The 23,920-nt window shown below is 62.5% G+C and carries 22 protein-coding genes and 1 rRNA gene; 12 read left to right on the forward strand and 11 right to left on the reverse strand.

Annotation, left to right across the window (positions count from 1 at the left end):
* Positions 1 to 143: 143 nt before the first annotated feature.
* A 5S ribosomal RNA gene (rrf, locus tag PSELUDRAFT_RS08950) occupies positions 144 to 256 on the forward strand.
* 202 nt (positions 257 to 458) lie between these two features.
* Here rrf and PSELUDRAFT_RS08955 read toward each other — a convergent pair.
* Complete coding sequence (locus PSELUDRAFT_RS08955) at positions 459 to 800, reverse strand: FKBP-type peptidyl-prolyl cis-trans isomerase (protein WP_088966516.1); 342 nt, start codon at positions 798 to 800, stop codon at positions 459 to 461.
* A gap of 108 nt (positions 801 to 908) precedes the next feature.
* Positions 909 to 3,188 (reverse strand): 5-methyltetrahydropteroyltriglutamate--homocysteine S-methyltransferase, encoded by a 2,280-nt coding sequence (gene metE, locus PSELUDRAFT_RS08960; protein ID WP_088966517.1) that lies wholly within the window; start codon positions 3,186 to 3,188, stop codon positions 909 to 911.
* A 98-nt stretch (positions 3,189 to 3,286) separates the two neighbouring features.
* Between metE and PSELUDRAFT_RS08965 the strand changes: the two genes are divergently transcribed.
* Positions 3,287 to 4,216, forward strand: a complete 930-nt coding sequence (locus PSELUDRAFT_RS08965; protein ID WP_088966518.1) for a LysR family transcriptional regulator — start codon at positions 3,287 to 3,289, stop codon at positions 4,214 to 4,216.
* A 109-nt stretch (positions 4,217 to 4,325) separates the two neighbouring features.
* Here PSELUDRAFT_RS08965 and PSELUDRAFT_RS08970 read toward each other — a convergent pair whose 3' ends face one another.
* From PSELUDRAFT_RS08970 to glnA, 5 genes are all read right to left on the reverse strand, one after another.
* A complete protein-coding gene (locus tag PSELUDRAFT_RS08970) occupies positions 4,326 to 4,841 on the reverse strand; it encodes a GNAT family N-acetyltransferase (RefSeq protein ID WP_088966519.1) in 516 nt (171 codons plus the stop codon).
* Positions 4,838 to 6,307, reverse strand: a complete 1,470-nt coding sequence (ntrC, locus tag PSELUDRAFT_RS08975) for a nitrogen regulation protein NR(I) (protein WP_088966520.1) — start codon at positions 6,305 to 6,307, stop codon at positions 4,838 to 4,840. Before ntrC ends, PSELUDRAFT_RS08970 begins: the two co-directional genes overlap by 4 nt.
* Positions 6,308 to 6,322: 15 nt before the next feature.
* A complete protein-coding gene (gene glnL / locus PSELUDRAFT_RS08980; protein WP_088966521.1) occupies positions 6,323 to 7,375 on the reverse strand; it encodes a nitrogen regulation protein NR(II) in 1,053 nt (350 codons plus the stop codon).
* Between the two features lie 222 nt (positions 7,376 to 7,597).
* Positions 7,598 to 8,038, reverse strand: coding sequence for a DUF4124 domain-containing protein (locus PSELUDRAFT_RS08985; protein ID WP_088966522.1), 441 nt, complete (start codon positions 8,036 to 8,038; stop codon positions 7,598 to 7,600).
* A 278-nt stretch (positions 8,039 to 8,316) separates the two neighbouring features.
* A complete protein-coding gene (gene glnA / locus PSELUDRAFT_RS08990) occupies positions 8,317 to 9,735 on the reverse strand; it encodes a type I glutamate--ammonia ligase (protein ID WP_088966523.1) in 1,419 nt (472 codons plus the stop codon).
* 327 nt (positions 9,736 to 10,062) lie between these two features.
* Here glnA and PSELUDRAFT_RS08995 point away from each other — a divergent pair, with 327 nt between their 5' ends.
* The 6 genes from PSELUDRAFT_RS08995 to PSELUDRAFT_RS09020 all read left to right on the forward strand — a co-directional run bounded on the left by PSELUDRAFT_RS08995 (position 10,063) and on the right by PSELUDRAFT_RS09020 (position 15,376).
* Positions 10,063 to 10,512 (forward strand): rhodanese-like domain-containing protein, encoded by a 450-nt coding sequence (locus tag PSELUDRAFT_RS08995; protein WP_088966524.1) that lies wholly within the window; start codon positions 10,063 to 10,065, stop codon positions 10,510 to 10,512.
* Positions 10,513 to 10,622: 110 nt separating this feature from the next.
* Positions 10,623 to 11,444: a shikimate dehydrogenase gene (gene aroE, locus PSELUDRAFT_RS09000; RefSeq protein WP_088966525.1), complete on the forward strand. Its 822-nt coding sequence runs from the start codon at positions 10,623 to 10,625 to the stop codon at positions 11,442 to 11,444.
* Position 11,445: 1 nt separating this feature from the next.
* Positions 11,446 to 12,132 (forward strand): monofunctional biosynthetic peptidoglycan transglycosylase, encoded by a 687-nt coding sequence (gene mtgA / locus PSELUDRAFT_RS09005; protein WP_179947581.1) that lies wholly within the window; start codon positions 11,446 to 11,448, stop codon positions 12,130 to 12,132.
* A 266-nt stretch (positions 12,133 to 12,398) separates the two neighbouring features.
* On the forward strand, positions 12,399 to 13,841 hold the full coding sequence (mgtE, locus tag PSELUDRAFT_RS09010) for a magnesium transporter (protein ID WP_088966526.1): 1,443 nt from the start codon (positions 12,399 to 12,401) through the stop codon (positions 13,839 to 13,841).
* Positions 13,842 to 13,844: 3 nt separating this feature from the next.
* Positions 13,845 to 14,660 (forward strand): peptide chain release factor N(5)-glutamine methyltransferase, encoded by an 816-nt coding sequence (prmC, locus tag PSELUDRAFT_RS09015; protein ID WP_088966527.1) that lies wholly within the window; start codon positions 13,845 to 13,847, stop codon positions 14,658 to 14,660.
* On the forward strand, positions 14,657 to 15,376 hold the full coding sequence (locus PSELUDRAFT_RS09020) for a phosphatase PAP2 family protein (RefSeq protein WP_157725070.1): 720 nt from the start codon (positions 14,657 to 14,659) through the stop codon (positions 15,374 to 15,376). Before prmC ends, PSELUDRAFT_RS09020 begins: the two co-directional genes overlap by 4 nt.
* A 28-nt stretch (positions 15,377 to 15,404) precedes the next feature.
* On the opposite strand, the gene PSELUDRAFT_RS09025 is transcribed toward PSELUDRAFT_RS09020, so the two are convergent.
* Positions 15,405 to 15,884: a peptidylprolyl isomerase gene (locus PSELUDRAFT_RS09025; protein ID WP_088966529.1), complete on the reverse strand. Its 480-nt coding sequence runs from the start codon at positions 15,882 to 15,884 to the stop codon at positions 15,405 to 15,407.
* A 137-nt stretch (positions 15,885 to 16,021) separates the two neighbouring features.
* Between PSELUDRAFT_RS09025 and PSELUDRAFT_RS09030 the strand changes: the two genes are divergently transcribed.
* Positions 16,022 to 17,161: a cupin domain-containing protein gene (locus tag PSELUDRAFT_RS09030; protein ID WP_088966530.1), complete on the forward strand. Its 1,140-nt coding sequence runs from the start codon at positions 16,022 to 16,024 to the stop codon at positions 17,159 to 17,161.
* A gap of 272 nt (positions 17,162 to 17,433) precedes the next feature.
* On the opposite strand, the gene PSELUDRAFT_RS19340 is transcribed toward PSELUDRAFT_RS09030, so the two are convergent.
* The 3 genes from PSELUDRAFT_RS19340 to dapA are packed head-to-tail and all read right to left on the reverse strand — an operon-like array spanning position 17,434 to position 19,914.
* Positions 17,434 to 17,868: a hypothetical protein gene (locus PSELUDRAFT_RS19340; RefSeq protein WP_157725071.1), complete on the reverse strand. Its 435-nt coding sequence runs from the start codon at positions 17,866 to 17,868 to the stop codon at positions 17,434 to 17,436.
* Between the two features lie 47 nt (positions 17,869 to 17,915).
* On the reverse strand, positions 17,916 to 19,022 hold the full coding sequence (gene bamC / locus PSELUDRAFT_RS09040; RefSeq protein ID WP_088966532.1) for an outer membrane protein assembly factor BamC: 1,107 nt from the start codon (positions 19,020 to 19,022) through the stop codon (positions 17,916 to 17,918).
* A gap of 16 nt (positions 19,023 to 19,038) precedes the next feature.
* Positions 19,039 to 19,914, reverse strand: coding sequence for a 4-hydroxy-tetrahydrodipicolinate synthase (dapA, locus tag PSELUDRAFT_RS09045; protein WP_088966533.1), 876 nt, complete (start codon positions 19,912 to 19,914; stop codon positions 19,039 to 19,041).
* Between the two features lie 171 nt (positions 19,915 to 20,085).
* On the opposite strand from dapA, the gene PSELUDRAFT_RS09050 reads away from it, so the two are divergent.
* The 3 genes from PSELUDRAFT_RS09050 (at position 20,086) to PSELUDRAFT_RS09060 (ending at position 23,843) form a co-directional block, all read left to right on the forward strand.
* On the forward strand, positions 20,086 to 21,717 hold the full coding sequence (locus tag PSELUDRAFT_RS09050) for an ABC-F family ATPase (protein ID WP_088966534.1): 1,632 nt from the start codon (positions 20,086 to 20,088) through the stop codon (positions 21,715 to 21,717).
* Positions 21,718 to 22,012: 295 nt separating this feature from the next.
* A complete protein-coding gene (gene fabG / locus PSELUDRAFT_RS09055) occupies positions 22,013 to 22,753 on the forward strand; it encodes a 3-oxoacyl-ACP reductase FabG (RefSeq protein WP_088966535.1) in 741 nt (246 codons plus the stop codon).
* A 193-nt stretch (positions 22,754 to 22,946) separates the two neighbouring features.
* The gene (locus PSELUDRAFT_RS09060; protein WP_088966536.1) at positions 22,947 to 23,843 is read left to right on the forward strand and encodes a flagellin; all 897 of its coding nucleotides are present in this window, start codon (positions 22,947 to 22,949) and stop codon (positions 23,841 to 23,843) included.
* Positions 23,844 to 23,920 lie beyond the last annotated feature (77 nt).

Consider the following 23,920-nt stretch of genomic DNA (forward strand, 5'->3'; position numbering starts at 1 on the left):
TCGTGAGGCTTGACTCTATCATTTGAGGTGCTTTGCGCAAGCGAAGTGACAACAAATAGGGTGTGTGCGAGATACAAGATTCTACCGGCCAAGCTAAAGAAAGACAGCTTGGTAAGGCTTCGACAGTTTGATGACAGTTTATGTCTGGTGGCCATAGCGAGGTGGTCCCACGCCTTCCCATTCCGAACAGGACCGTGAAACGCCTCAGCGCCGATGATAGTGCGGATACCCGTGTGAAAGTAGGACACCGCCAGACTCCCCCACAGAAAGCCCAGCTTGAGAAATCAAGCTGGGCTTTGTGCTTTGCGGCGTGGGGCCAGCTCCACCGCACCGCCCGCACTCCCAGCCTGACGACACCACCCCCGCGACCCTTGCGGCCAACGTTGGCCGCGGACTCGCATCAATCAAACAAAAAGCCCGCGTATGCGGGCTTTGTCGTTTCGATCGGGTAGAACCCGTCAATCGTCGCGGGTCAGCACTTCCAGCAGTTCGATCTCGAATATCAGGTTGCTGCCCGGCTTGATGTGGGCGCCGATCTGGCGATCGCCGTAGGCGAGGTGGGCCGGCACGTACAGTTTGCGCTTGCCGCCTACCTGCATGCCCATCATGCCGATATCCCAGCCCTTGATCACTCGCCCGGTGCCGATTACGCACTGGAACGCCTTGCCGCGGTCGTGGGAGGAGTCGAACTTGCTGCCGTCTTCCAGGTAGCCGGTGTAGTGGGTGGTGATCAGCGCGCCCTTGACCACGGCCTTGCCGTCGCCTGGCACGATGTCTTCGATTTGCAGTTCGCTAGTCATGAAATGGGTCCTGGCGGTGAGTTGCTTGCCGCGGATTCTACCGCGCGAATGGGCATGCGAAAACGCCCGCTGCGAGGCAGGCGGGCGTTTGGCTTGTCAGCGGGAGGATCAGACGCTGGTGGTGAGTTGCTGCCGTAGGCGCTTGGTAACGTTGACCATGGTTTGCAGCGCGGTTTCCACCTCCGGCCAGCCGCGGGTTTTCAGGCCGCAGTCCGGGTTCACCCACAGGCGGCGGGCCGGGATCACGTCCAGCGCCTTGGCCAGCAGTTTTTCCAGCTCGTTTTCGCCGGGGAGGCGCGGGCTGTGGATGTCGTACACGCCGGGGCCGATCTCGTTCGGGTAGTGGAAGCTGCCGAAGTCGCGCAGCAGTTCCATGTCGGAACGCGAGGTTTCGATGGTGATCACGTCGGCATCCAGCGCGGCGATGGCCGGCAGAATGTCGCCGAACGCTGAGTAGCACATATGGGTGTGGATCTGGGTGCTGTCATCCACGCCGGCGCAGGACAGGCGGAAGGCTTCGCCGGCCCAGGCGAGGTAGGCGTCCCGGTCGCCACGCTTCAGCGGCAGCCCCTCGCGCACCGCCGGCTCGTCGATCTGGATCACCTTGATGCCGGCGTTTTCCAGATCCAGTACTTCGTCGTTGATGGCCAGCGCAATCTGGCGGCATACCTCGCTGCGCGGCAGGTCGTTGCGCACGAAGCTCCATTGCAGAATGGTCACCGGGCCGGTGAGCATTCCTTTTACCGGGCGGCTGGTGAGGCTTTGCGCGTACACGGCCCAGTGGACGGTCATCGGCTGCGGGCGCGCCACATCGCCGTAGATGACGGGTGGCTTCACGCAGCGGCTGCCATAACTTTGCACCCAGCCGTATTCGGTGAAGGCGAAGCCGTCCAGCTGCTCGCCGAAATATTCCACCATGTCGTTGCGCTCGGCTTCGCCGTGCACCAGCACGTCGATATCCAGTGCCTCCTGCTTGCGGATCACCAGTTCGATTTCCGCCTTCATTGCCGTTTCATAGTTGGCCGCATCGATTTCACCTCGTTTGAAGGCGGCGCGTGCGGCGCGGATGTCCGCGGTCTGCGGGAAGGAGCCGATGGTGGTGGTGGGCAGCAGCGGCAGCTTGAGCCAGCTGGCCTGTGCCGCGGCGCGCACCGAGTAGGGGCTGGCGCGGCGATCGCTGTGCGGCGGCAGGCTGGCCAGGCGGCTGGCCACGGCGGCGCGGTGGATGCGCGGGTTGCTGCGACGCTGCTCGCGGGCGAAGTTGCTGGCGGTCAGTTCGTTGTCGATGCTGGCGCGCCCCTGCATCAGGCCGCGTTTGAGCAGTTTCAGTTCGTTGACCTTCTGTACCGCGAAGGCCAGCCAGCTTTTCAGGTCCACATCCAGTTTGATCTCCTGCGCCAGATCGAACGGGCTGTGCAGCAGCGAGCAGCTGGGCGCCAGCCACAGCTGCTCGCCCAGCCGGGCGCGTAGCGCTTCGGCTTGCTGCAGTACGGCTTCGAGATCCGCCCGCCAGATATTGCGGCCGTCGATCAGGCCGGCGGACAGCACCTTGTCTTGCGGCCAACCCTGCAGGAAGGCGGCCAGCTGCTGCGGTGCGCGCACCAGGTCCAGGTGCAGGCCGGCCACCGGCAGCGCCTTCAGCAGCGCGGCATGCGCGGAAACATCGCCGAAGTAGGTGGCCAGCAGCAGCTTGAGCGGGCTTTGCGCCAGCTGGCGGTAGCTGTCGGCTAGTGCGTCCAACCAGGCTTGCGGCAGATCCAGGCTCAGGATCGGCTCATCGATCTGCACCCACTGCACTCCGGCGGTGTGCAGCGCGGCCAGCAGTTGTTGATAAGTGGCCAGCAGCGCCGGCAGCAGCGCTAGGCGGTCGAAGCCGGTCTGCTTGGCCTTGCCCTGCCACAGCAGGGTCAGCGGGCCCAGCAGCACCGGCTTGGCCTGGATGCCCAGCGCCCGTGCCTCGGCTATCTGGGCCAGCAGCGGGGCGGGGTTGGCCGCAAAGGTGGTGTCGGCATGCCATTCCGGCACCAGGTAGTGGTAGTTGGTATCGAACCACTTGGTCATTTCCAGCGCGTGCTGTTGCTGGTTGCCGCGTGCCAGCTGGAAGTACTGCGCACTGCTCAACGTGGCGGCGTCAAAGCCGAAGCGGCGCGGAATGGCACCCACCAGCAGCTGCGCGTCCAGCACCTGGTCGTACAGCGAGAAGTCGCCTACCGGGCTGATGTCGAGGCCGGCGCCTTTTTGCAGCAGCCAGTGCTTCTGGCGCAGCTCGCGTGCACCAGCCTGCAGCGCAGCGTCATCGATTTTGTTGTTCCAGAATTTCTCGACCAGGAATTTCAATTCGCGCCTGGCGCCGATGCGGGGAAAACCCAAAAGGTGAATGTGGCTCATGTGGAATGCCTTGTTTGATTAATGTTGTGCATCCAGCATGCGATACTTAAAATCATGAGGCAATTTCATTATTTTATGATTCAACATGAGGATGATTCATGTCGCAAACCTTGCTGGAGCTGCGCCATCTGAAAACCCTGCTGGCGCTGGCGGAAACCGGCAGCGTGTCGCAGGCGGCCAAGCGGGTGTTTCTTACCCAGTCGGCGCTGTCTCATCAGCTGAAGGCGCTGGAGGAGCACTATGGGCTGGCGCTGTTCGAGCGCAAGACGCAGCCGCTGCGCTTCACCCCGGCCGGCGAGCGCCTGCTGACGCTGGCGCGTGAGGTGGCGGCGCGCATTGCCGCGGCGGAGCGCGACATTGTGCGCTTGCGCGAGGGCGAGGCCGGTGAGTTGCGCATCGCAGTGGAGTGCCATACCTGTTTCGACTGGCTGATGCCGGCGATGGACGCCTTCCGCCGCCACTGGCCAGAGGTGGAGCTGGACATCGTCTCCGGCTTCCACGCCGACCCGGTGGGGCTGCTGCTGACGCGGCGCGCCGATCTGGCGATTACCTCGGAGGCGGAGCCGCTGGATGGCGTGAGCTATCAGCCGTTGTTCGCCTACGAGATGGTACTGATCATGGCCAATGACCACCCGCTGGCCGGCAAACCGGTGTGGCAGGCCGAGGATTTCGCTAGCGAAACGCTGATCCAGTATCCGGTGCCGGATACGATGCTGGAGCTGATGCGCAAGGTGCTGAAGCCGGCGGGGGTGAACCCGGCGCGGCGCAGTTCGGAGCTGACCATCGCCATCATCCAGCTGGTGGCCAGCCGGCGCGGCGTGGCGGCGCTGCCGTACTGGGCGGTGCAGCCCTACCTGGAGCGCGGCTACGTGCGCAGCGCGCGTATCGGCGAGGCCGGGCTGCAGAGCGAGCTGTATGCCGCGCTACGCAGCGACGATGCGGCGCTGGGGTATATGCAGGATTTTCTGCGCACCGTGGGTGAGCAGAGCTTTGCCAACTTGCCGGGCCTGAGTGTGCTGGCCGGTTGAGCACTTGCGATCTGCTCGGCGATACGGCGTTGCATCCGACCTGGTGATGCGCATCGACTGCACGTCAATTCCGCACCCTCACGCTGTCGCCTTGTCTCGCGAGGTTTTTTTAACCGAGCTGTTTGTAGAAGTAGCGCGTTGCGTGCAGCTGGCCGTCCGGGCTGGCGGCGTAGTGCGGGATGTCGCCGGCCGGTAGCCAGCCCAGCCGCGGGTAGAGGCTGGCCGCCACCGATTCGCTGTCGGTGTCCAGCACCAGCAGCGTGCGGCCAACGTTGCGCGCGGCCTGTTCCGCCGCCTGCATCAGGCGGCCGGCAATGCCGCGGCCGCGATGTGCGCTGTGCACCAGCAGCTTCTGGATTTCGCCACGGTGGCGGCCGTTGGCCTTGCCGCACAGCGACAGCTGTACGCTGCCGACGATCTGGCCGTCGTACAGCGCCACCCAGCAGCGCAGGCTGTCCAGATGCAGCTCGCGCGCCAGCTGCTGCCAGTAGCGGCTGGCTTCCTTGCCGGACAGTGGCGCGAGGAAGCCCACCGAGGCGCCGCCGTGCACGCAGTCCCGCAGCAGTGCCACCAGCTGTGCCAGCTGGTCGGCGTCGATCTGCTGCAGTTCCAGGATGCGCATCATTCCGCTCCGTGCTCCAGGCCCAGTTCCTGGATCTTGCGGGTGAGAGTGTTGCGGCCCCAGCCCAGGAGCTGTGCCGCTTCCACCTTGCGCCCGCCGGTGTGGGCCAGGCCGCTCTTGATGCAGGTGCTTTCGAAGCGCGCGGTGAGGTCGTCGATGATGCCGGTTTCGCCGGCGGCCAGGCGCTGGCTGACTTCGAGCGCCAGCAGCTGCATCCAGTCGCCTGCCGGCAGGCTGGCCGGTGTTGCCAGCGGCAGCGGGCTGCCACCCAGCGCTGCGGCCAGGGTCGGGCTGTCGGTAACCGGGCTGGCGGCGTCGCTGCGGAATTCCGGCGGCAGGTCGGAGACTTCCACCGTCTGCCCCGGCGCCATCACCGTGATCCACTGGCATAGGTTTTCCAGCTGCCGCACGTTGCCGGGGAAGGGGTAGTGGCGCACCAGCTCCATCGAGGCGTCGGTCAGGCGTTTGGGCTCCACGCCAAGGTTGGCCGCACTGCGCGCTAGGAAGTGACGGGTGAGCAGGGGAATGTCCTCGCTGCGCTCGCGCAGCGGCGGCAGGCGCAGGCGGATCACGTTCAGGCGGTGGTACAGGTCCTCGCGGAATTTGCCCTGTTTGACGTGTTCCTCCAGGTTCTGGTGGGTGGCGGCGATCACGCGCACATTGGCCTTGATCGGGGTGTGGCCGCCCACGCGGTAGAAATGGCCGTCGGACAGCACGCGCAGCAGGCGGGTCTGCAGCTCGGTAGGCATGTCGCCGATTTCATCGAGGAACAGCGTGCCGCCCTCGGCCTCTTCGAAGCGGCCGCGGCGGGTGCCCAGCGCGCCGGTGAAGGCGCCTTTTTCGTGGCCGAACAGCTCCGATTCCAGCAGATCCTTGGGAATGGCGGCGGTGTTCAGCGCGATGAAGGGTTTGCCGGCGCGCACCGAATGGCGGTGCAGCGCCTCGGCCACCCGCTCCTTGCCGGAGCCGGATTCGCCGGTAATCAGCACGGTGACGCTGGATTGGCTAAGGCGGCCGATGGCGCGGAACACATCCTGCATCGCCGGCGCCTGGCCCAGCAGGGTGGGCATGTCCACCGCCGCTTCGTCGCCGTTGTCGGCGCTGCGGCTTTCCGCCAGCGCGCGCTCGATCAGTGCCACTGCCTGATCCACGTCGAACGGCTTGGGCAGGTACTCGAAGGCGCCGCCCTGGAACGCCGCTACCGCAGAATCGAGATCGGAATGCGCGGTCATCACGATCACCGGCAGATCCGGGTGCTCCTGCTTGACCTTGGCGAGGAATTTCAGCCCGTCGGTGCCCGGCATGCGGATGTCGCTGATGATGACGCTGGGGGTGATGTCATACAGCGCGTTCAGCGCGTCGTCGGCGGTGGGGAAGCTGGTATAGGCAATGCCGCTGCGCGCCAGGGACTTTTCCAGTACCCAGCGGATGGCTTTGTCGTCGTCGATGATCCAGACAGTTTGCGTCATGCGTTTGCCTTTGGTTTATTGATCCGGGCCGAACGGCAGCAGCACGGTGAAGCAGGTGTTGCCGGGGCGGGAGTCGAATTCGATGGTGCCGCCGTGCTGGTGCACGAAGGTCTGTGCCAGGGTCAGCCCCAGGCCGGTGCCCTCGGCGCGTCCGGTGATCAGCGGGTAGAACACGTGTTCGCGGATTTCCTCCGGAATGCCGGGGCCGTTATCGATGATTTGCAATTTCAGTGCCAGGTTATGTCGCTTGCGTGCCAGCGTGACCTGGCGCGCCACCCGGCTGCGCAGAATGATCTCGCCATGGCCCTTCATCGCCTGCACCGCGTTCTTGCCGATGTTCAGCACCACCTGGATCAGCTGTTCCTTGTCTGCGGCCAACAGTGGCAGGCTGATGTCGTAGTCGCGGCGGATGTCCAGCCCTTGCGGGTACTCGGCCAGCAGGATGCTGCGCACCCGCTCCAGCACTTCGTGGATGTTCACGTCGCTGGCCACGTGGCGGCGGTGCGGTGCCAGCAGGCGATCCACCAGGTGCTGCAGGCGCAGCGCCTCCTCGCGGATCACGCCGGTGTATTCCAGCAGCTCCGGGCGGTCGGCAATTTCGTGTTCCAGCAGCTGCGCTGCGCCGCGGATGCCGCCCAGCGGGTTCTTGATTTCATGCGCCAGATTGCGGATCAGCTCGCGGTTGGCCTGCAGCTGCAGCAGGTGGCGCTCTTCGTTGACGATGCGCAGCTGCTGGTCGATGGGGCGGATTTCCAGCAGTGCCAGCCGCGGCGGGCTGTCGATGGGGGTGACGGTGAGGCCGACGTGGATGGGCTCGCCGCTTTCGGTCTGCAGTTCCAGGTCGTGTTCGATGAAGCTGCCGGCATGATCCAGCGCCATCTGCACCGCATTGCGCAGTGCCTTGTTGTTGTGGAAGCGTTCGTACAGCGTGAGCTTCTTCAGCTCCTTGTGACTGATGCCCAGCAGGTTTTCGCACGCCGGGTTGGCGTAATACAGCTGGCCGCCGCGCTCGACGATCAGCACCGGCGTGTCGAGCAGTTCCAGCCCGGAATAGGGATGTGTTGTCATGTGACAGATGCCCGATGTTGGTGTGACAGGCTGTTAGAGCCGCTAACAAAACCCCTGATCCTGCGTGGCGCCTCCTTGCGGTACGACTGGTACTGTCTGCGTCGGCGCGCCTTGGCTCAGGTTCACTGCGAGGTTTTGTTAGCGGCTCCTAGCAAGAAGCAAGCCTGCCCACGGGCTGCCGCAAAACGGTGCGACGGCCTTATGTGCACTATTTTAGTGCATCTAGCCGCCGAGTTCCTTGTTCAGTGCGTCAATATTGCGCTCGCGGTCGGTGACTTCGTCCCTGAAGCGTTGCAGCTGCTCCGGCCTGGTGCCGGTTTTCTGCTGCGCATCCTGCAAGGCGGTGCGCGCCTGGGCCAACGCCTTGCGCTCATTGGCCAGTTCGTTCTCCAGGATGCGGCGGCGGCCCACGTCGCGCTGTTTCTGGGTGCCCGGGTCGATGGCCGGAATGCCGGCATTGTCGGAGGAGGTGCCGGCGCTGGCGTTTTTCTTGCGCGGACGGCTGCTGCTGCCGTTGGGCGACAGCATCAGTACCTTGGCGCCGGGGCGCGGCACGTTGGTGAAGGTGACGTGCCCGTCCGCATCGACGTACTTGTAGATGGTGTCGGCGGCAGCGGGGCCGCACAGTGCGGCCAACAGCAGGGCGGAAAGAAGACGTGGCATGAGCGGCAAACGGATAGGTTCTGCTGCGATGATAGTCAATCGGCCGTGCGGCGTCATGTTGGCCGCAGCGGCATGAAAAAACCCGCACCGTTGCCGGTGCGGGTCTGATCAAGCTGCAAAGCGGGGTCGAGTCGCTTGGCATCGGTTCACGATCTGCTGCGCGTCGGCGATACCGCGTTGAAACCGGCTTCGGAATGCTCATTGACTGCATGTCAACTCCGCTTCCTCAGCCGTTTTCGCCTTGTCTCACCTTTGCTCGCTGGATCGTGAGTACGCTTTTACAGCGAGTAGTACATCGCGAATTCCACCGGGTGGGTGGTCATGCGGGTCAGGTTCACTTCCTTCATCTTCAGTTCGATGTAGGCGTCGATCCACTCGTTGGAGAACACACCGCCGCGGGTCAGGAACTCGCGGTCTGCGTCCAGCGCAGCCAGGGCTTCATCCAGCGACGCGCACACGGTCGGGATCAGCTTGTCTTCTTCCGGCGGCAGGTCGTACAGGTTCTTGTCGGCTGCATCGCCCGGGTGGATCTTGTTCTGGATACCGTCGAGGCCGGCCATCAGCAGTGCGGAGAAGCACAGGTACGGGTTGGCCAGCGGATCCGGGAAGCGCGCCTCGATACGACGGCCTTTCGGGTTGGCCACGTGCGGGATGCGGATGGAAGCGGAACGGTTCTTGGCGGAGTAGGCCAGTTTCACCGGTGCTTCGTAGTGCGGAACCAGACGCTTGTAGGAGTTGGTGCCCGGGTTGGTGATGGCGTTCAGTGCCTTGGCGTGCTTGATGATGCCGCCGATGTAGTACAGGGCGGTATCGGACAGGCCGGCGTAGCCGTCACCGGCGAACAGGTTCTTGCCGTCTTTCCAGATCGACTGGTGTACGTGCATGCCGGAGCCGTTGTCGCCAACGATGGGTTTCGGCATGAAGGTGGCGGTCTTGCCGTAGCTGTGGGCCACGTTGTGGATCACGTACTTCAGAACCTGGGTCCAGTCAGCGCGCTGGGTCAGGGTGCTGAACTTGGTGCCGATTTCCATCTGGCCGGCGGTAGCCACTTCGTGGTGGTGCACTTCAACCGGTACGCCCAGTTCTTCCAGCAGCAGCACCATGGCGGAGCGCAGATCCTGGCCGGAATCTACCGGCGGTACCGGGAAGTAGCCGCCCTTGACGCCCGGACGGTGACCGGTGTTGCCACCTTCGAATTCTTCGGCGGAGGCCCAGGCAGCTTCTTCGGACTTGATCTTCACGAAGGTGCCGGACATGTCGGTGCCCCAGGTCACGCTGTCGAACACGAAGAATTCCGGTTCCGGACCAAAGAAGGCGGTGTCACCAATGCCGGATGCCTTCAGGTAGGCTTCGGCGCGCTTGGCAACCGAGCGCGGGCAGCGGTCGTAACCCTTGCCATCGGCCGGGTCGATCACGTCGCAGCTCATGAATACGGTCGGCTCGTCGAAGAACGGGTCGATCTTGGCGGTGGCCGCATCGGCCATCAGCAGCATGTCGGAGGCCTGAATGCCTTTCCAGCCGCCGATGGAGGAGCCATCGAAGGCGTGGCCGCGCTCGAACCATTCGTCGGCATCTTCCAGCAGAACGTGTGCCGGAATGGTTACGTGCTGTTCTTTACCCATTGTGTCGGTAAAGCGCAGGTCTACGAATTTAACGTCGTTGTCTTGGATCAGCTTGACTACGTCTGCAACCGCCATGGATGTCTCCTAGTGAGAAAGCAATGTGCCGTGGATCAAATTTGAGGCACTCGATACAGGTGTGCCTGGTCTAAAGCATGAAGCGTGCCAGATTGTGACAGTACTGTTTACGGGCGTTTTTGCCGGCTTGCCGGCCTTGGCACCATTATGCTGCACCAAATTAAAGCGTGGCGTATAAGTTGTGCGCCATGTTGGTGCATTGGCACGGGCGCAGCAGCAGTTGCACGCACCATGACGACAGACATTATCATGCAGGTAGCACTGTGATGTCCCGATGACAGCCCACCCACATACCGGCAGTGCCGGTCGCGTTATAAGGAATGCAACATGAGCGTAGAAAACCTGCTGGCCAAGGCGCACGAACGCGGCGCCCAGCTTGGCCTTACCTATAGTGGCGCCCTGCTGCCGGCCGAGGCCTGGGCGGTGCGCCAGGGGCTGCCCAACTGCGTGATTGTCGATGTGCGCAGCGCAGCCGAGTGGCAGTTCGTCGGCGTGGTGCCGGAAGCGGTGCGCGTGGAGCTGCGCACCTTCCCCGGCATGGTGCCCAATGCCCAGTTCGTACCGCAGCTGGAGGTGCAGGTGGCCAAGGATGCCACCGTGATGTTCATCTGCCGTTCCGGCGCGCGCAGCGACGAAGCCGCCAAGTTGGCCGCAGCCGCCGGCTACCGCGAGGTGTACAACATTCTGGAAGGCTTCGAGGGCGATCGCGACAGCGAGCAGCATCGCGGCAAGGTCAACGGCTGGAAGGCGGGCGGCCTGCCCTGGATGCAGGGCTGAGATCAAGGCCGGGCAACGGTTGCAGTTTCCTGGCCGACAAGGCAAAGTGTGCCTTCGGCCAAGCGGCTGCCACCGGCTTGCCCAATTACCCTTATCGGAAGATGTTAAGCATGAACGATCGTTACGCCGTCATCGGAAATCCTGTCTCGCACAGCCAGTCTCCGTTCATTCATACCGAATTCGCCAATGCCACCGGCCAGGTGCTGCAGTACGAGAAGCTGTTTGCCGACCTGGGCAAGTTCGACGAGGTGGTATCCGCCTTCGTTGCCGCCGATGGCAAGGGCCTCAACGTTACCCTGCCGTTCAAGGGCGACGCTTTCCGTTTTGCCGATGAGGTATCCGAAAACGCGCGTCTGGCCGAGGCGGTGAACACGCTGAGCTTCCGTGATGGCAAGGTGTATGGCGACAACACCGACGGCGTTGGCCTAGTGCGCGACATCGTGGAAAACCTGGATGTGCCCATTGCCGGCCAGCGTGTATTGCTGCTGGGCGCCGGCGGTGCCGTGCGTGGCGTGCTGCCGGCCATCCTGGCGGAAAAGCCGGCTAGCGTGACCATTGCCAACCGCACCGTGATCAAGGCCGATGCGCTGGCGCACCAGTTCCGCGAACTGGGCCAGATCGTGGCCTGCGGTTACGAGGCACTGGCCGGCCAGCAGTTCGATATCGTGATCAACGGTACCTCCACCAGCCTGTCCGGCGAGCTGCCACCGATTCCGGCCGGCATCTTCAGCGGCCGTTCGCTGGCGTACGACATGGTGTACAGCCGCGGTCTCACCCCCTTCCTGCGCCGGGCGCAGGCCGAGCACAGCGGCATGCTGGCCGATGGCCTGGGCATGCTGGTAGAGCAGGCGGCGGAATCTTTCCGCATCTGGCGCGGCGTGCAACCGGATACCCGCAAGGTAACCAATATGCTGCGCGAGGTCCTGGCTTAACGTGCTGCGCTGGGTATTCCGTATCGGGGCGGTGCTGTTGGCCGCCCTTTTTCTGTACAACCTGTGGATCCTCGGGCACATCGTCTACTGGCGTGATCACAACCCGTCGGCCAGTGCGTTCATGAACGAACAGCTGGCCAAGCTGCAGGAAGATGACCCCAATGCCGAGTTGCGCCACAAGTGGGTGCCGTACGAACACATCTCCGGCAACCTCAAGCGGGCGCTGATTGCCGCCGAGGATGCCAAGTTCGTCGATCACGAAGGCTTCGACTGGGACGGCATCGAGGCGGCCTTCGACAAGAACATCAAGCAGGGGCGCATCGTGGCCGGTGGTTCCACCATCAGCCAGCAACTGGCGAAGAACCTGTTCCTGTCCAGCAGGAAAACGCCGTGGCGCAAGCTGGAGGAGGCCGCCATCACGGTGATGCTGGAGAAGGTGCTGGACAAGCGCCGCATCTTCGAGATCTACCTCAACGTGATCGAGTGGGGTAATGGCGTGTTCGGCGCCGAAGCCGCCTCGCGCTACTACTACCGCAGCAGTGCCGCCCGGCTGTCGGCATCGCAGGCTGCCAAGCTGGCCGCCATGGTGCCCAACCCGCGCTTCTACGACGAGCACCGCAATGCACCGGGGCTGGCGCGCAAGACGCGCATCATCCAGCGGCGCATGTCGTTTGCCGATACACCGTAAGCGCGGCGTCATCAGCACGGCAGGAATCCCGACGCCACCGGCATGCCGGTGGCGTCTTTTTGTCATCAATCATTAAGCGAGCGGCCCCTACGCCGTGATACAATCCGGCCACTTTTCGTGATGGCTGCGCAAGGAGCGCGGTTGAACTCATGGACTTACCCAGTTTTCACTATTCCGACTTTTTAACAGCCAGTCTGGCTGACCAATAACCCCGCCTTTTGCCGGAGTGCTGTCGCGCTTTCCGCCTGGGGCGGAAGGAGACGTGCATGACGGTTGTCGACAAGAAGCAACCTACCGATCGTCTGCAGGAAAACCTGCTACAGGTGCAGCGCCTGATCGAGCGCCAGCACCTGGTGGAAGATCTCGTCCATCGCCAGGAGATGCCGCGGCACGACCTGGTGGAATCGCTGGTACACAAGCAGAACCTGTCCGAGCTGGAGCACAAGCTGCGGGCGCTGCACCCGGCCGATATCGCCTACATCCTGGAAGCACTGCCGCTGGACGAACGCCTGATGGTGTGGGACCTGGTGGCCAGCGAGGACGAGGGCGATATCCTGCTGGAGGTGTCCGATGCGGTGCGCGAATCGCTGATCGAGGCGATGGAGCAGCACGAGCTGGTGGCCGCGGCAGAGCAGCTGGATGCCGACGAGCTGGCCGACCTTGCCGCCGACCTGCCGCGCCAGGTGGTGTACGAGGTGATGGGCGGCCTCGACGAGGAAGAACGCCAGCAGCTGCAGTCGGCGCTGTCCTACCAGGAAAGCCAGGTTGGGGCGCTGATGGACTTCGACCTGGTGAAGATCCGCGCCGACGTGAGCTGCGAGGTGGTGCTGCGCTACCTGCGCCGCTTCGACGAGCTGCCGCACCAGACCGACAAGATTTTCGTGGTGGACGAGCAGGGCGCGCTGATGGGTGTGCTGCCGGTGCGCAAACTGCTGGTGTCCGACCCGGAAGCCAAGGTGGCCGACATCATGGCAACCGAAGTGGTGACCTTCAGCCCGGAAGAAGAAGCTGCCGATGCGGCACTGGCCTTCGAGCGCTACGACCTGGTGACCGCGCCGGTGGTGGACGACAAGGGCGTGCTGATCGGCCGCCTGACCGTGGACGAGATGGTGGACGTGATCCGCGAGGAGTCCGACACCGAGGCACTGAACCTCGCCGGCCTGAAAGAGCAGGAAGACCTGTTCGCACCGGTGGTCGATTCGCTGAAGAACCGCTGGTCGTGGCTGGCCATCAACCTGTGCACCGCCTTCGTGGCCAGCCGCGTGATCGGCGCCTTCGAAGGCTCCATCGCCAGGCTGGTGGCGTTGGCCGCATTGATGCCCATCGTGGCCGGCATCGGCGGTAACTCCGGCAACCAGACCATTACCATGATCGTGCGTGCGCTGGCGGTAGGGCAGCTGCAGCCCGGGCAGGCGCGCCGCCTGTGGCGCAAGGAGCTGGGCGTCAGCGTGATCAACGGTATGTTGTGGGGCGGCATGCTCGGCCTGCTGGCCTGGATGCTGTACCGCAACTTCGCCCTGGGGCTGGTGATGATGGCGGCCACCACGCTGAACCTGATGCTGGCAGCCACCATGGGGGTGCTGATTCCTATCACCATGGAACGCTTCGGGCGTGACCCGGCGGTGGGCTCCAGCGTGCTGATCACCGCCTGCACCGATTCCGGCGGCTTTTTCATTTTCCTTGGCCTGGCCAGCCTGTTCCTGTTGTAAACCATGCCGAGCATCAATCAGGCCCTGCGCCATTTCGATCTGCCGCGCCTGGAGGCGCGGCTGCTACTGGCGCAGGTAACCGGGCTGAGCCATGCCGCCATGGTGTCCGCCGCGCATGATGAGCTGAGTGCCGAGCAATGGCAGGCGTTCAGCGCCTTGGCCGCACGGCGCCTGGCCGGCGAGCCGGTAGCCTACCTGCTGGGAGCGCGCGAGTTCTACGGCCGCGAGTTCGCGGTGACGCCGGCGGTACTGATCCCGCGCCCGGAAACCGAGCACCTGGTGGAGGCCACGCTAGCCAAGGTTGGCCGCATGCGCCCGGCGCGGGTGGTGGACCTGGGCACCGGCAGCGGCATCATTGCCTGCACCCTGGCGCTGGAAGCACCGCAGTGGCAGGTGGCCGCCGTTGACCTTTCCGCCGATGCGCTACAGGTAGCGCGCGGCAACGCCGCCAGGCTTGGCGCGCAGGTTGCGTTCCATCACGGCAGCTGGCTGGCGCCGTTGCCGGCTGGGGAGCGATTCGACGCCATCGTCAGCAACCCGCCGTATATTGAGCAGCACGATCACCACCTGGACGAAGGCGATGTACGCTTCGAGCCGCGCATGGCGCTGACCGACGAAAACGACGGCCTGGATTGCCTGCGCGCCATCGTCGCCGCGGCGCCGGCAAGGTTGCTGCCTGGCGGCTGGCTGCTGCTGGAACATGGCTACGATCAGGGTGCAGCTTGCCGCGCCTTGCTGGTGTATGCCGGTTTTGTGCAGGTGGCAACGTTGCCGGATCTGGCAGGCAATGACCGCGTTACCCTGGGGCAGCTGGCGTGAGCGCAAGCCGCATGGCGCTGCTGTGGGGGCTGCTGGCCCTGCTGTTGGCCGCAAGCGGGCAAAATCAGGTGCTGTTTCTGGCCGTGCATCATGCGGCACAGCTGCTGCCGGGCGTGGTGTGGCGCGGCCTCAGCATGTTTGGCGAATGGCCGCTGGTGATTGCCGTGCTGCTGTGGCTGGTGACGAGAGAACCGGCGCGCCTGCCGCGTTACACGCTGGCGGTACTGCTGGGGATCGCCGCGGCCATCATGCTGAAGGCAGCGTTTGCGATGCCGCGGCCACCGCTGGTGCTGCCGGCTGGCAGTGTGCATTTGCTGGATGTGCTGCCGGGTAATGGCTCGTTTCCGTCCGGCCATGCCATCGCGGTGGCGCTGCTGGCAGGGCTGTGGCCGCAGGGTGGGCGTGGCTGGTCTTGGGGCGGGCTAGCCCTGGTGGCGCTGGTATGCCTGTCGCGCTTGGCTATCGGCGTACATTGGCCGCTGGATGTGCTGGCCGGTGCGGCGGTGGGTTATGCAGTGGCGGCGCTTGCCGGACGTGTGCCGGAGCGGGCTCTGCCGGGGCTGCACACGTTGCTGAATGCTTTGCTGCTGTTGTCTGCCGCGCTGGCAGCATGGCGGCTGTGCCTGCGGGTGCCCAATGAGGCTTATGCTGGCTACAACCTGCTGGTGCTGCTGTTGGCCGCACGGGCGTGGCGACAAAACAAAAACGGGGCCTGAGCCCCGTTCTATTCACCAGCCTTGCGGCTTAGTGGTGGTGGCCGTGCTCGCCGTGGGCATGGCCGTGGGTGATTTCGTCCTGGGTAGCCGCGCGTACTTCGGCCACGGTGGCCACGAAGCGGATGGTCAGGCCGGCCAGCGGATGGTTGCCATCCAGCACGGCTTTGCCGTCAGCCACGTCGGTGACGCGGAACAGGATGATGTCGCCGGTTTCCGGATCGTCGGCTTCGAACATCATGCCAACCTGGGCATCTTCCGGCAGCGCGTCCAGCGGCTCAACGCGGATCAGCTCTTCTTCCGGCTCGCCGAAGGCATCGTCCGGGCTCATGGTTACGGTAACGGACTCGCCAACGGCCTTGCCGTGCAGCGCCTCTTCCACCATCGGGAAGATGCCATCGTAGCCGCCATGCAGGTAGGCGATCGGCTCTTCAGTCTTGTCGAGCAGGTTGTTATCGGCGTCGTACATCTCGTAATGGAGGGTTACGACCGAGTTTTTAACGATTTGCATGAGGCTGTACCGTCGTAAGAAAAAATGAAGGGAAGTTTGCGGCATCACAGACCGCCAGGGCGGCAGATGCGGCAGACTCCTGCGAAAATGCTGCTGATATTGTAAACCATTGCCTGATGGCACAACGAGAAATTGCCATGAAACCGATTGACCTGCTGGGCGGCATGAGTGCCCAAACCTTCCTGCGCGACTACTGGCACAAACAGCCGTTGCTGATTCGCGGTGCCCTGCAAGATGTGGGCGAACTGGCCGACTTTGCCGTGCTGTCCGACCTTGCCTGCCAGGAGGACGTGGAGTCACGCCTGATCGAATACCGCAACGGGCAGTGGAAGCTGGAGCGGGGGCCGTTCCGCCCATCGCGCTTCAAGCGCCTGCCGGCGAGCGACTGGACCATCCTGGTGCAGAACGTCAACCACCACCTGCCGCATATCGCCGACATCCTGTGGCGTTTCGACTTTATTCCCTATGCGCGGCTGGACGACCTGATGATCAGCTACGCGCCGCCCGGCGGTACCGTCGGCCCGCATTTCGATTCCTATGATGTATTCCTGCTACAGGTGGGCGGGCGCAAGCGCTGGCAGATATCCACCCAGCAGGACGAGCGTTTCATCGAGGATGCGCCCATCAAGGTGCTGCAGGATTTCCAGCCGGAGCAGGAATTCATCCTGGAGCATGGCGACATGCTGTACCTGCCGCCCCGCTGCGCGCACCACGGCGTGGCGCTGGAGCCGGGCATGACTTATTCCATCGGCTTCAGGGCGCCGACAGCGCAGGAACTGACGACGGAATTCCTGGTTTACCTGCAGGACAGGATTTGCATGGAAGGCAGATATGCCGACCCGGACCTGCTGCGCCAGCAGGACCCGGCGCGTATCGGTGAAGAAATGGTGCAACAGGTTGGCCGCATCCTGCGCGAGATCCGCTGGGACGACAGCGCAGTGGCCGATTTTCTTGGCCACTACCTGACCGAGCCCAAGCCGCACGTATTTTACGATGCGCCGGAAGAGGAACTGGACGAGGACGAGTTTGTTGAACTGGTACAACAACATGGCGTGATGCTGGATCTGAAGAGTCAGATTCTTTATTACAATGACATGCTGTACTGCAACGGAAGTGTGTTGGAATGTGAACCGAAAGACCTGGCGGCATGGCAACATTTCGCTAATGCACGCAAGCTGCCTGCAAGCGAGCTTACCGACACGATGTTGCCCACACTCTATGAAGGCTACCTCACCGGCTGGTGGCATCCGCTACCAATGGCGGGTGGATTGGGGTAACATGCCAATAATTTCGCGGGATCGAAAGCGAAGAAGGCGAGGCGGGGCGAGTAGCTGCACGGTGTCTGTTTATTGCGATGCAACATTTGGACACGAAATATCTGCAATAAATTACTTCTCACCCCCTTTTCAGCAATTTTATTCGTGCTACAATCTCGCCCACTGACAGTATCTCCACTGCTTTCTTCAGTAAGCGCTTTTGCTGAGAAGATAGTGAACCAGACGTCTTGTTCAACTTACTTTCAAAGGTAATAAACAAATGAAACAGTCGCTTATCGTTGCTGCCCTGCTGGCCGTTGCTCTGTCCGCTTGCGGCAAAAAACAAGAAGCTCCGGTAGAAGCTTCCGCTCCGGCCGTTGAAGCCTCCGCTCCGGCAGCCGCTCCGGCTTCCGCTCCGGCTGCTGAAGCTTCCGCTCCGGCTGCTGCTTCCGCTCCGGCTGCTTCCGCTGCTCAGTAATCACTTTTGTGATTGCAGGAAAAACCGGCCCACGGGCCGGTTTTTCTTTTGCCGCAACGAGTTGCCGGCAAGTCGTTGCGATGTAAAAAAGCCCGCTGTTGCGGGCTTTTTTGCGTGTTGGCAAAGCCCTTCCGTATCGTGAGAGAGTTTTGCTGTGTAAATGGAATGGCTGTCGATTCAATTGCCTGGCGGGCATGTCCCGATTTTGCCGGCCGGCCAGGGTGTGGATCAGGCTCTTTGTCAGCAGCATGAAAAAAAGCCCGCAGCTGCGGGCTTTTTTTATGGCGGGAACCTGGCTCAGTTGAGTTCGGCAGCCATCTTTTTCAGCAGTTGGTCTTTGTCCTTGCTCGGTAATTGGCTGTTGCCATCGCCTTGCAGGTCAACCTTCACCTTGCTGTCGCCCTGGGCGGTCAGCTGTACGCGCAGGGTCGGACGATTGTTGCCGCTGCTGGTCTTGTTGCTGCCCCACAGGCTGCTCCAGAAGCCAGGCTTTTCATTGGCCTTGGCGGCATCGTCGGCGGCCGGGGTGACAAAGTAGACGCCAGTGGAGCGGTCACGATCAGTAATGGCCAGGCCGTTGTGCTCCAGTGCCAGGCCGACACGGCGCCAGGCGCGGTCGAAGCTGTCATCCAGCAGGATGCTGCCGTTTTCCAGGTGGGCCTTGCTGCCCACCTGTGGGGTGGTGGCAAGCGCGGCGGTGCTCTGGGCGGCGACTTTTTCATCGATACCCAGGCGAACCAGGAAGCGTTCCAGGAACACGGCTTCCAGTTCCGGGTCGGCCGGACGCGGCTGCCAGCGGGTTTCATCCTTCCGCTCGTCGATGTAGATCTCGTACATGCCGCGATGGGTGAAGAACACATCGGTGCCGTTGGCGGTTTTTTCTACGCGGATACGGAAACGGTCGCGTTCCGGGGTGGACATGGCCGAGCCGATGCCGATGTTTTCCAGCAGGTTGCGCAGCGTGCTGGTGCCGAGCTTGGCGCGGTTTTCCGCCCAGTCGGTTTCCATGTAGCCGATTTCCGGGTCTTCGGACTGGATAACGAAGCCGTTGTCCTGCCAGAAGGCCTTCAGCAGCGGCCACAGTTCGGCCGGAGATTTGCCGCTGACGCTTACCCAGCGCTGGCTGCCGGCGCGTTCGAGCGTGGCATTGGATGGCTGCATCTGCTGGCCGGCGGTCTTGCCTGCCATAACGGTTGCTGCCTGCTGTTGCGCCAGGGCGCTGGTGCTGGTCGGCAGCGGGTAGCGATCCTGCTGACTGGGTTGGGTCAGATCCGGCGGTACTTCCAGGCCGGACTTGGCTTTCGGGTTCTCGGATTTGAATTCGTACTTGTTGTCCGGCGTGCTGCTGGCGCAGGCGGACAGCAGGCCCGCACACAGCAGGCCGGTAATCAGGGTCTTGTTCATTGGCATGTTCAACTGGTTACAGAACGCCAGCCTGACGCATGGCGGCTTCTACAACGGGCACGGAACCGGTGCCCAGCGGGGTCAGTGGCAGGCGCAGGCCTGCTGGCATCAGGCCCATGCGATGCATGGCCCACTTGGCCGGAATCGGGTTCGGCTCCACGAACAGCTGCTTGTGCAGGCCTTGCAGCTTGTCGTTGAGCTTGCGGGCGGTCTGGGTTTCGCCGGCGCGGGCGGCCTTGCACAGGTCGCTCATCAGGCGCGGGGCAACGTTGGCAGTCACCGAGATCACGCCATGGCCGCCGCACAGCATGAAGGCCATGCCGGTGGCGTCGTCGCCGGAGTACAGCGCGAAGTCGGCCGGTGCGCGCAGCACCAGGTCGCAGGCGCGGCCGATGTCACCGGTGGCATCCTTGAGGCCAACGATGTTGTCGATCTGTGCCAGGCGCAGGGCGGTGTCGTTGCTCATATCGGCCACGGTACGGCCCGGTACGTTGTACAGGATCACCGGAATGTCCACCGCTTCGGCGATGGCGCGGAAGTGCTGGTAGATGCCTTCCTGGGTCGGCTTGTTGTAGTAGGGGACTACCGACAGGGTGTGGCTGGCGCCGGCACCCTTGGCCAGGCGGGCCAGTTCGATGGCTTCGGCGGTGGAGTTGCCGCCGGTGCCGGCCACTACTGCCACGCGGCCAGCCGCATGTTTCACCACGGCCTCGACGACCTTGATGTGCTCTTCCACGCCCAGGGTGGCGGATTCGCCGGTGGTGCCGACTGCCACGATACCGTCGGTACCGTTGGCAATGTGGAAATCTACGAGACGATTGAGCGATTGGTAATCGACCTGGCCGTCCTCGAACATCGGGGTGACCAGTGCAACAAGGCTGCCGGTGAGCATGGGTCTGCCTATCTGGATAAAGTTGAATGGAGATGGCTGATTGTAGCGGAATTCCGCTTACCGGGCGCAAGCAATACGTAACGCACGCAAGCCTCTGATAGTTGGGTGCTTTGTGCTAAAATGCACGGTTTTCCGGTACACAACTAGAGACTGGTATAAGGAATTAGCAGCGTGATTACGACAAGCAACATTACCATGCAGTTCGGCGCCAAGCCGCTTTTCGACAAGGTTTCCGTGAAATTCGGCGAGGGCAACCGCTATGGCCTGATCGGCGCCAACGGTTCCGGCAAATCGACCTTCATGAAAATCCTGGGTGGCGACCTGGAGCAGACCAGCGGTGAAGTCGCGATCGAAAGCGGCCTGCGCCTGGGTAAGCTGCGCCAGGACCAGTTTGCCTACGAAGACCAGCGCGTACTCGACGTGGTGCTGCAGGGTCACGTGGAAATGTGGGCGGCGATGAGCGAGCGCGATGCGATCTACGCCAACCTGGAAGCCACCGAAGACGATTACATGCGTGCCGCCGAACTGGAAGCCAAGTTCGCCGAGTACGACGGCTACACTGCCGAGGCGCGTGCCGGCGAACTGCTGATGGGCGTGGGCATTCCGGTGGAGCAGCACTTCGGCCCGATGAGCGAAGTGGCTCCCGGCTGGAAACTGCGCGTACTGCTGGCGCAGGCGCTGTTCTCCAACCCGGACATCCTGCTGCTGGACGAACCGACCAACAACCTGGACATCAACACCATCCGCTGGCTGGAGCATGTGCTGAACGAGCGCAACTCCACCATGATCATCATTTCGCACGATCGCCACTTCCTGAACGAAGTGTGCACCCACATGGCGGATCTGGACTACAACACCATCCGCATCTACCCGGGTAACTACGACGACTACATGATCGCCTCCACCCAGGCGCGTGAACGTCAGCTCAGCTCCAACGCCAAGGCCAAGGAACGCATCCAGGAACTGCAGGAATTCGTGGCTCGCTTCTCGGCCAACAAGTCCAAGGCCCGCCAGGCCACCAGTCGTCTGAAGCAGGTGGACAAGCTGAAGGCCGACATGGTGGAAGTGAAGCCGTCCAGCCGTCAGAGCCCGTTCGTGCGCTTCGAAGTGGACGACAAGATGAAGCTGCACCGCCAGGCGGTGGACGTGGCCGGCGTGGACAAGGGCTATGGCGACAAGGTGCTGTTCAAGAATGTGAATTTCATCCTGGAAGCCGGCGCACGCCTGGCCATCATCGGCCCCAACGGTGCCGGTAAATCCACGCTGGTGAAACTGCTGGCCGGCGCATTCGAAGCGCCGTTCGCCGAAGGCGTGACCGCCGATCGCGGCAGCATCAAGTGGGCGGAAAAGGCGCAGGTAGGCTACTTTGCCCAGGATCACGAAGCCGACTTCGATAGCGACAGCACGCTGACCGAGTGGATGCGCGAGTGGGGCCAGGAAGGCGACGACGAGCAGGTGATCCGCGGCACGCTGGGCCGCCTGCTGTTCGGCAGCAACGATGTGGACAAGGCCGTGCGCGTACTGTCCGGTGGCGAGAAGGGCCGCATGCTGTACGGCAAGCTGATCCTGCAGAAGCCGAACGTGATGATCATGGATGAACCGACCAACCACATGGACATGGAATCCATCGAAGCACTGAACATGGCGCTGGAGAAGTACAAGGGCACCTTGCTGTTCGTGTCGCACGATCGTCAGTTCGTCAGCTCGCTGGCCACCCACATCATCGAACTGGATGGCAAGGGCGGTTACGACTACTACACCGGCAACTACGAGGACTACCTGGCCAGCAAGGGCCTGGAATAAGTCTTCATGCGGTATGCAAAAAGGGTGGCGAAAGCCACCCTTTTTGCATGTTGCGCCTTGCTTACCACACCACTGACAGTGCCGGTAAAGTGGCTGGAGCGATTACTTTACCTTCGCGGCAACCATGCGCTATATTGCACCGCACGATAGGTTGTGCGGTGCAATAAATTGCGCTAGTCAACCAGCATAACAAATAAAAAGACAGATACGAACCGGGATAGTTATCTCGAAGGTCGGTGGTGGAGGATAGGCCGGTCGACTAACGGGTCGCCTGCAAATCAGCAAAGGAAGAATTATGCGCTTGAAAGGGAAAGTCTCCATCATTACCGGTGGTGCCAGTGGTATCGGTAAGGCCACTGCTGAAAAATTCGCCAAGGAAGGCGCGATTGTCGCAGTGTGCGATATCAATCTGGATGCGGTGAATGCCGTGGTGGAAGAACTGAAGGCCAGCGGTGCCGAGGCAGTAGGCTACAAGGTTGACGTAACCGACAAGGCCCAGATTGCCGACATGGTTGGCGCGCTGAAAAGCCAGTTCGGCCGCATTGACGTGCTGGTCAACAACGCCGGTATCGTCATGGATGCCCAGCTGATCAAGATGAACGATGACCAGTTCGACAAGGTAATCGACATCAACCTGAAGGGCGTCTACAACTGCACCAAGGCAGTGGTGGACACCATGATCGAGCAGGGCGCCGGCGTGATCCTGAACGCCTCCTCCGTGGTGGGTGTGTACGGCAACTTCGGCCAGACCAACTACGCGGCTTCCAAGTTCGGCGTGATCGGCTTCGTGAAGACCTGGGCCAAGGAACTGGGCAAGAAGGGCATTCGCGCCAACGCGGTATGCCCGGGCTTCGTGGCCACCCCGATCCTGAAGTCCATGCCGGAAAAAGTGATCCAGGCCATGGAAGACAAGGTGCCGATGAAGCGTATGGCGCAACCGGAAGAAATCGCCAACGTGTACGCCTGGCTGGCTTCCGACGAAGCAAGCTACATCAACGGCGCCGCCATCGAAGTAACCGGTGGCCTGACGCTGTAAGGTTGGCCGCAAGCACGCAACGGGGCGCCTGGCGCCCCGTTTTCTATTGTGCGGCGCCGGATTTGCTGGCTTGTCTTTCTACTGGTGGAAAAATTTTCAAATTCCGATTTAAGTCTGCGCGCAGGGCTGTCGCCTAGTGTCAGTGAGGGCAAGCAAAGCTGCCCGAATCCGACAACGTTCCAGGAGTTCTGCCATGCTCAGCCTGTACACCAATGCCGCTTCGCTCTCTACCCAGTCTGCGATGTCCAGCACCCAGAAAGACCTGTCCACCTCCATGCAGCGCCTGGGTACCGGCTACCGCATCAACTCCGCCATGGACGATGCCGCCGGCCTGCAGATCGCTACCCGCCTGAACGCCCAGGTAAGCGGCATGAAAGTGGCCATGCGCAACACCCAGAACGACATCTCCATGCTGCAGACCGGTGAAGGCGCGCTGAACGAAGCCACCAACATCCTGACCCGCATGAAAGACCTGGCTACCCAGGCAGCGGATGCCTCCTCCAGCGCCAACGACCAGACTGCCATGCAGGCTGAATACGATGCGCTGGGCCGCGAACTGAACAACATCATGAGCAACACCTCCTTCGGTGGCCAGAAGCTGCTGATGGGTACCGGTACCGGTTCCGGTACTGCCGCGGGTTCCACTTTCTCCGCTGCGGTTTCCTTCCAGATCGGCTCCAGCGCCAGCGAAACCATGTCGTTCAACGCATCGACCCAGCTGAACACCATGGATACCGGCCTGCAGAGCGTCAGCGCTACCTACAAAACGCCTGCCGCGGCTACCGTGGGCACCGAACTGACCGCTGCCGGCGGCGCAACCACCGCCATCGGCAACCTGTCCACCGCACTGGACAACGTTGGCGCGCTGCGTTCCGCCATGGGTGCTGCGGCCAACCGCCTGGACCACGTGTATAACAACTTGAGCAACATGAGCAACAACGTGTCTCAAGCCAAGGGCCGCATCATGGACACCGACTACGCGTCCGAAAGCGCCAACATGACCACCAAGCAGATGCTGATGCAGGCCAGCACCGCCATGCTCAAGCAGAGCAATGGCATGTCCTCCATGGCCATGTCCCTGCTGCAGTAATCACTGCCGCCCGTCATCATCAAAAGCCAGCTGCCTGCAGCTGGCTTTTTTGCATTCCGGCCGGGCAGCATGCAAAA

This window comes from Vogesella sp. LIG4 (genome assembly GCF_900090205.1).
Lineage (GTDB): Bacteria > Pseudomonadota > Gammaproteobacteria > Burkholderiales > Chromobacteriaceae > Vogesella.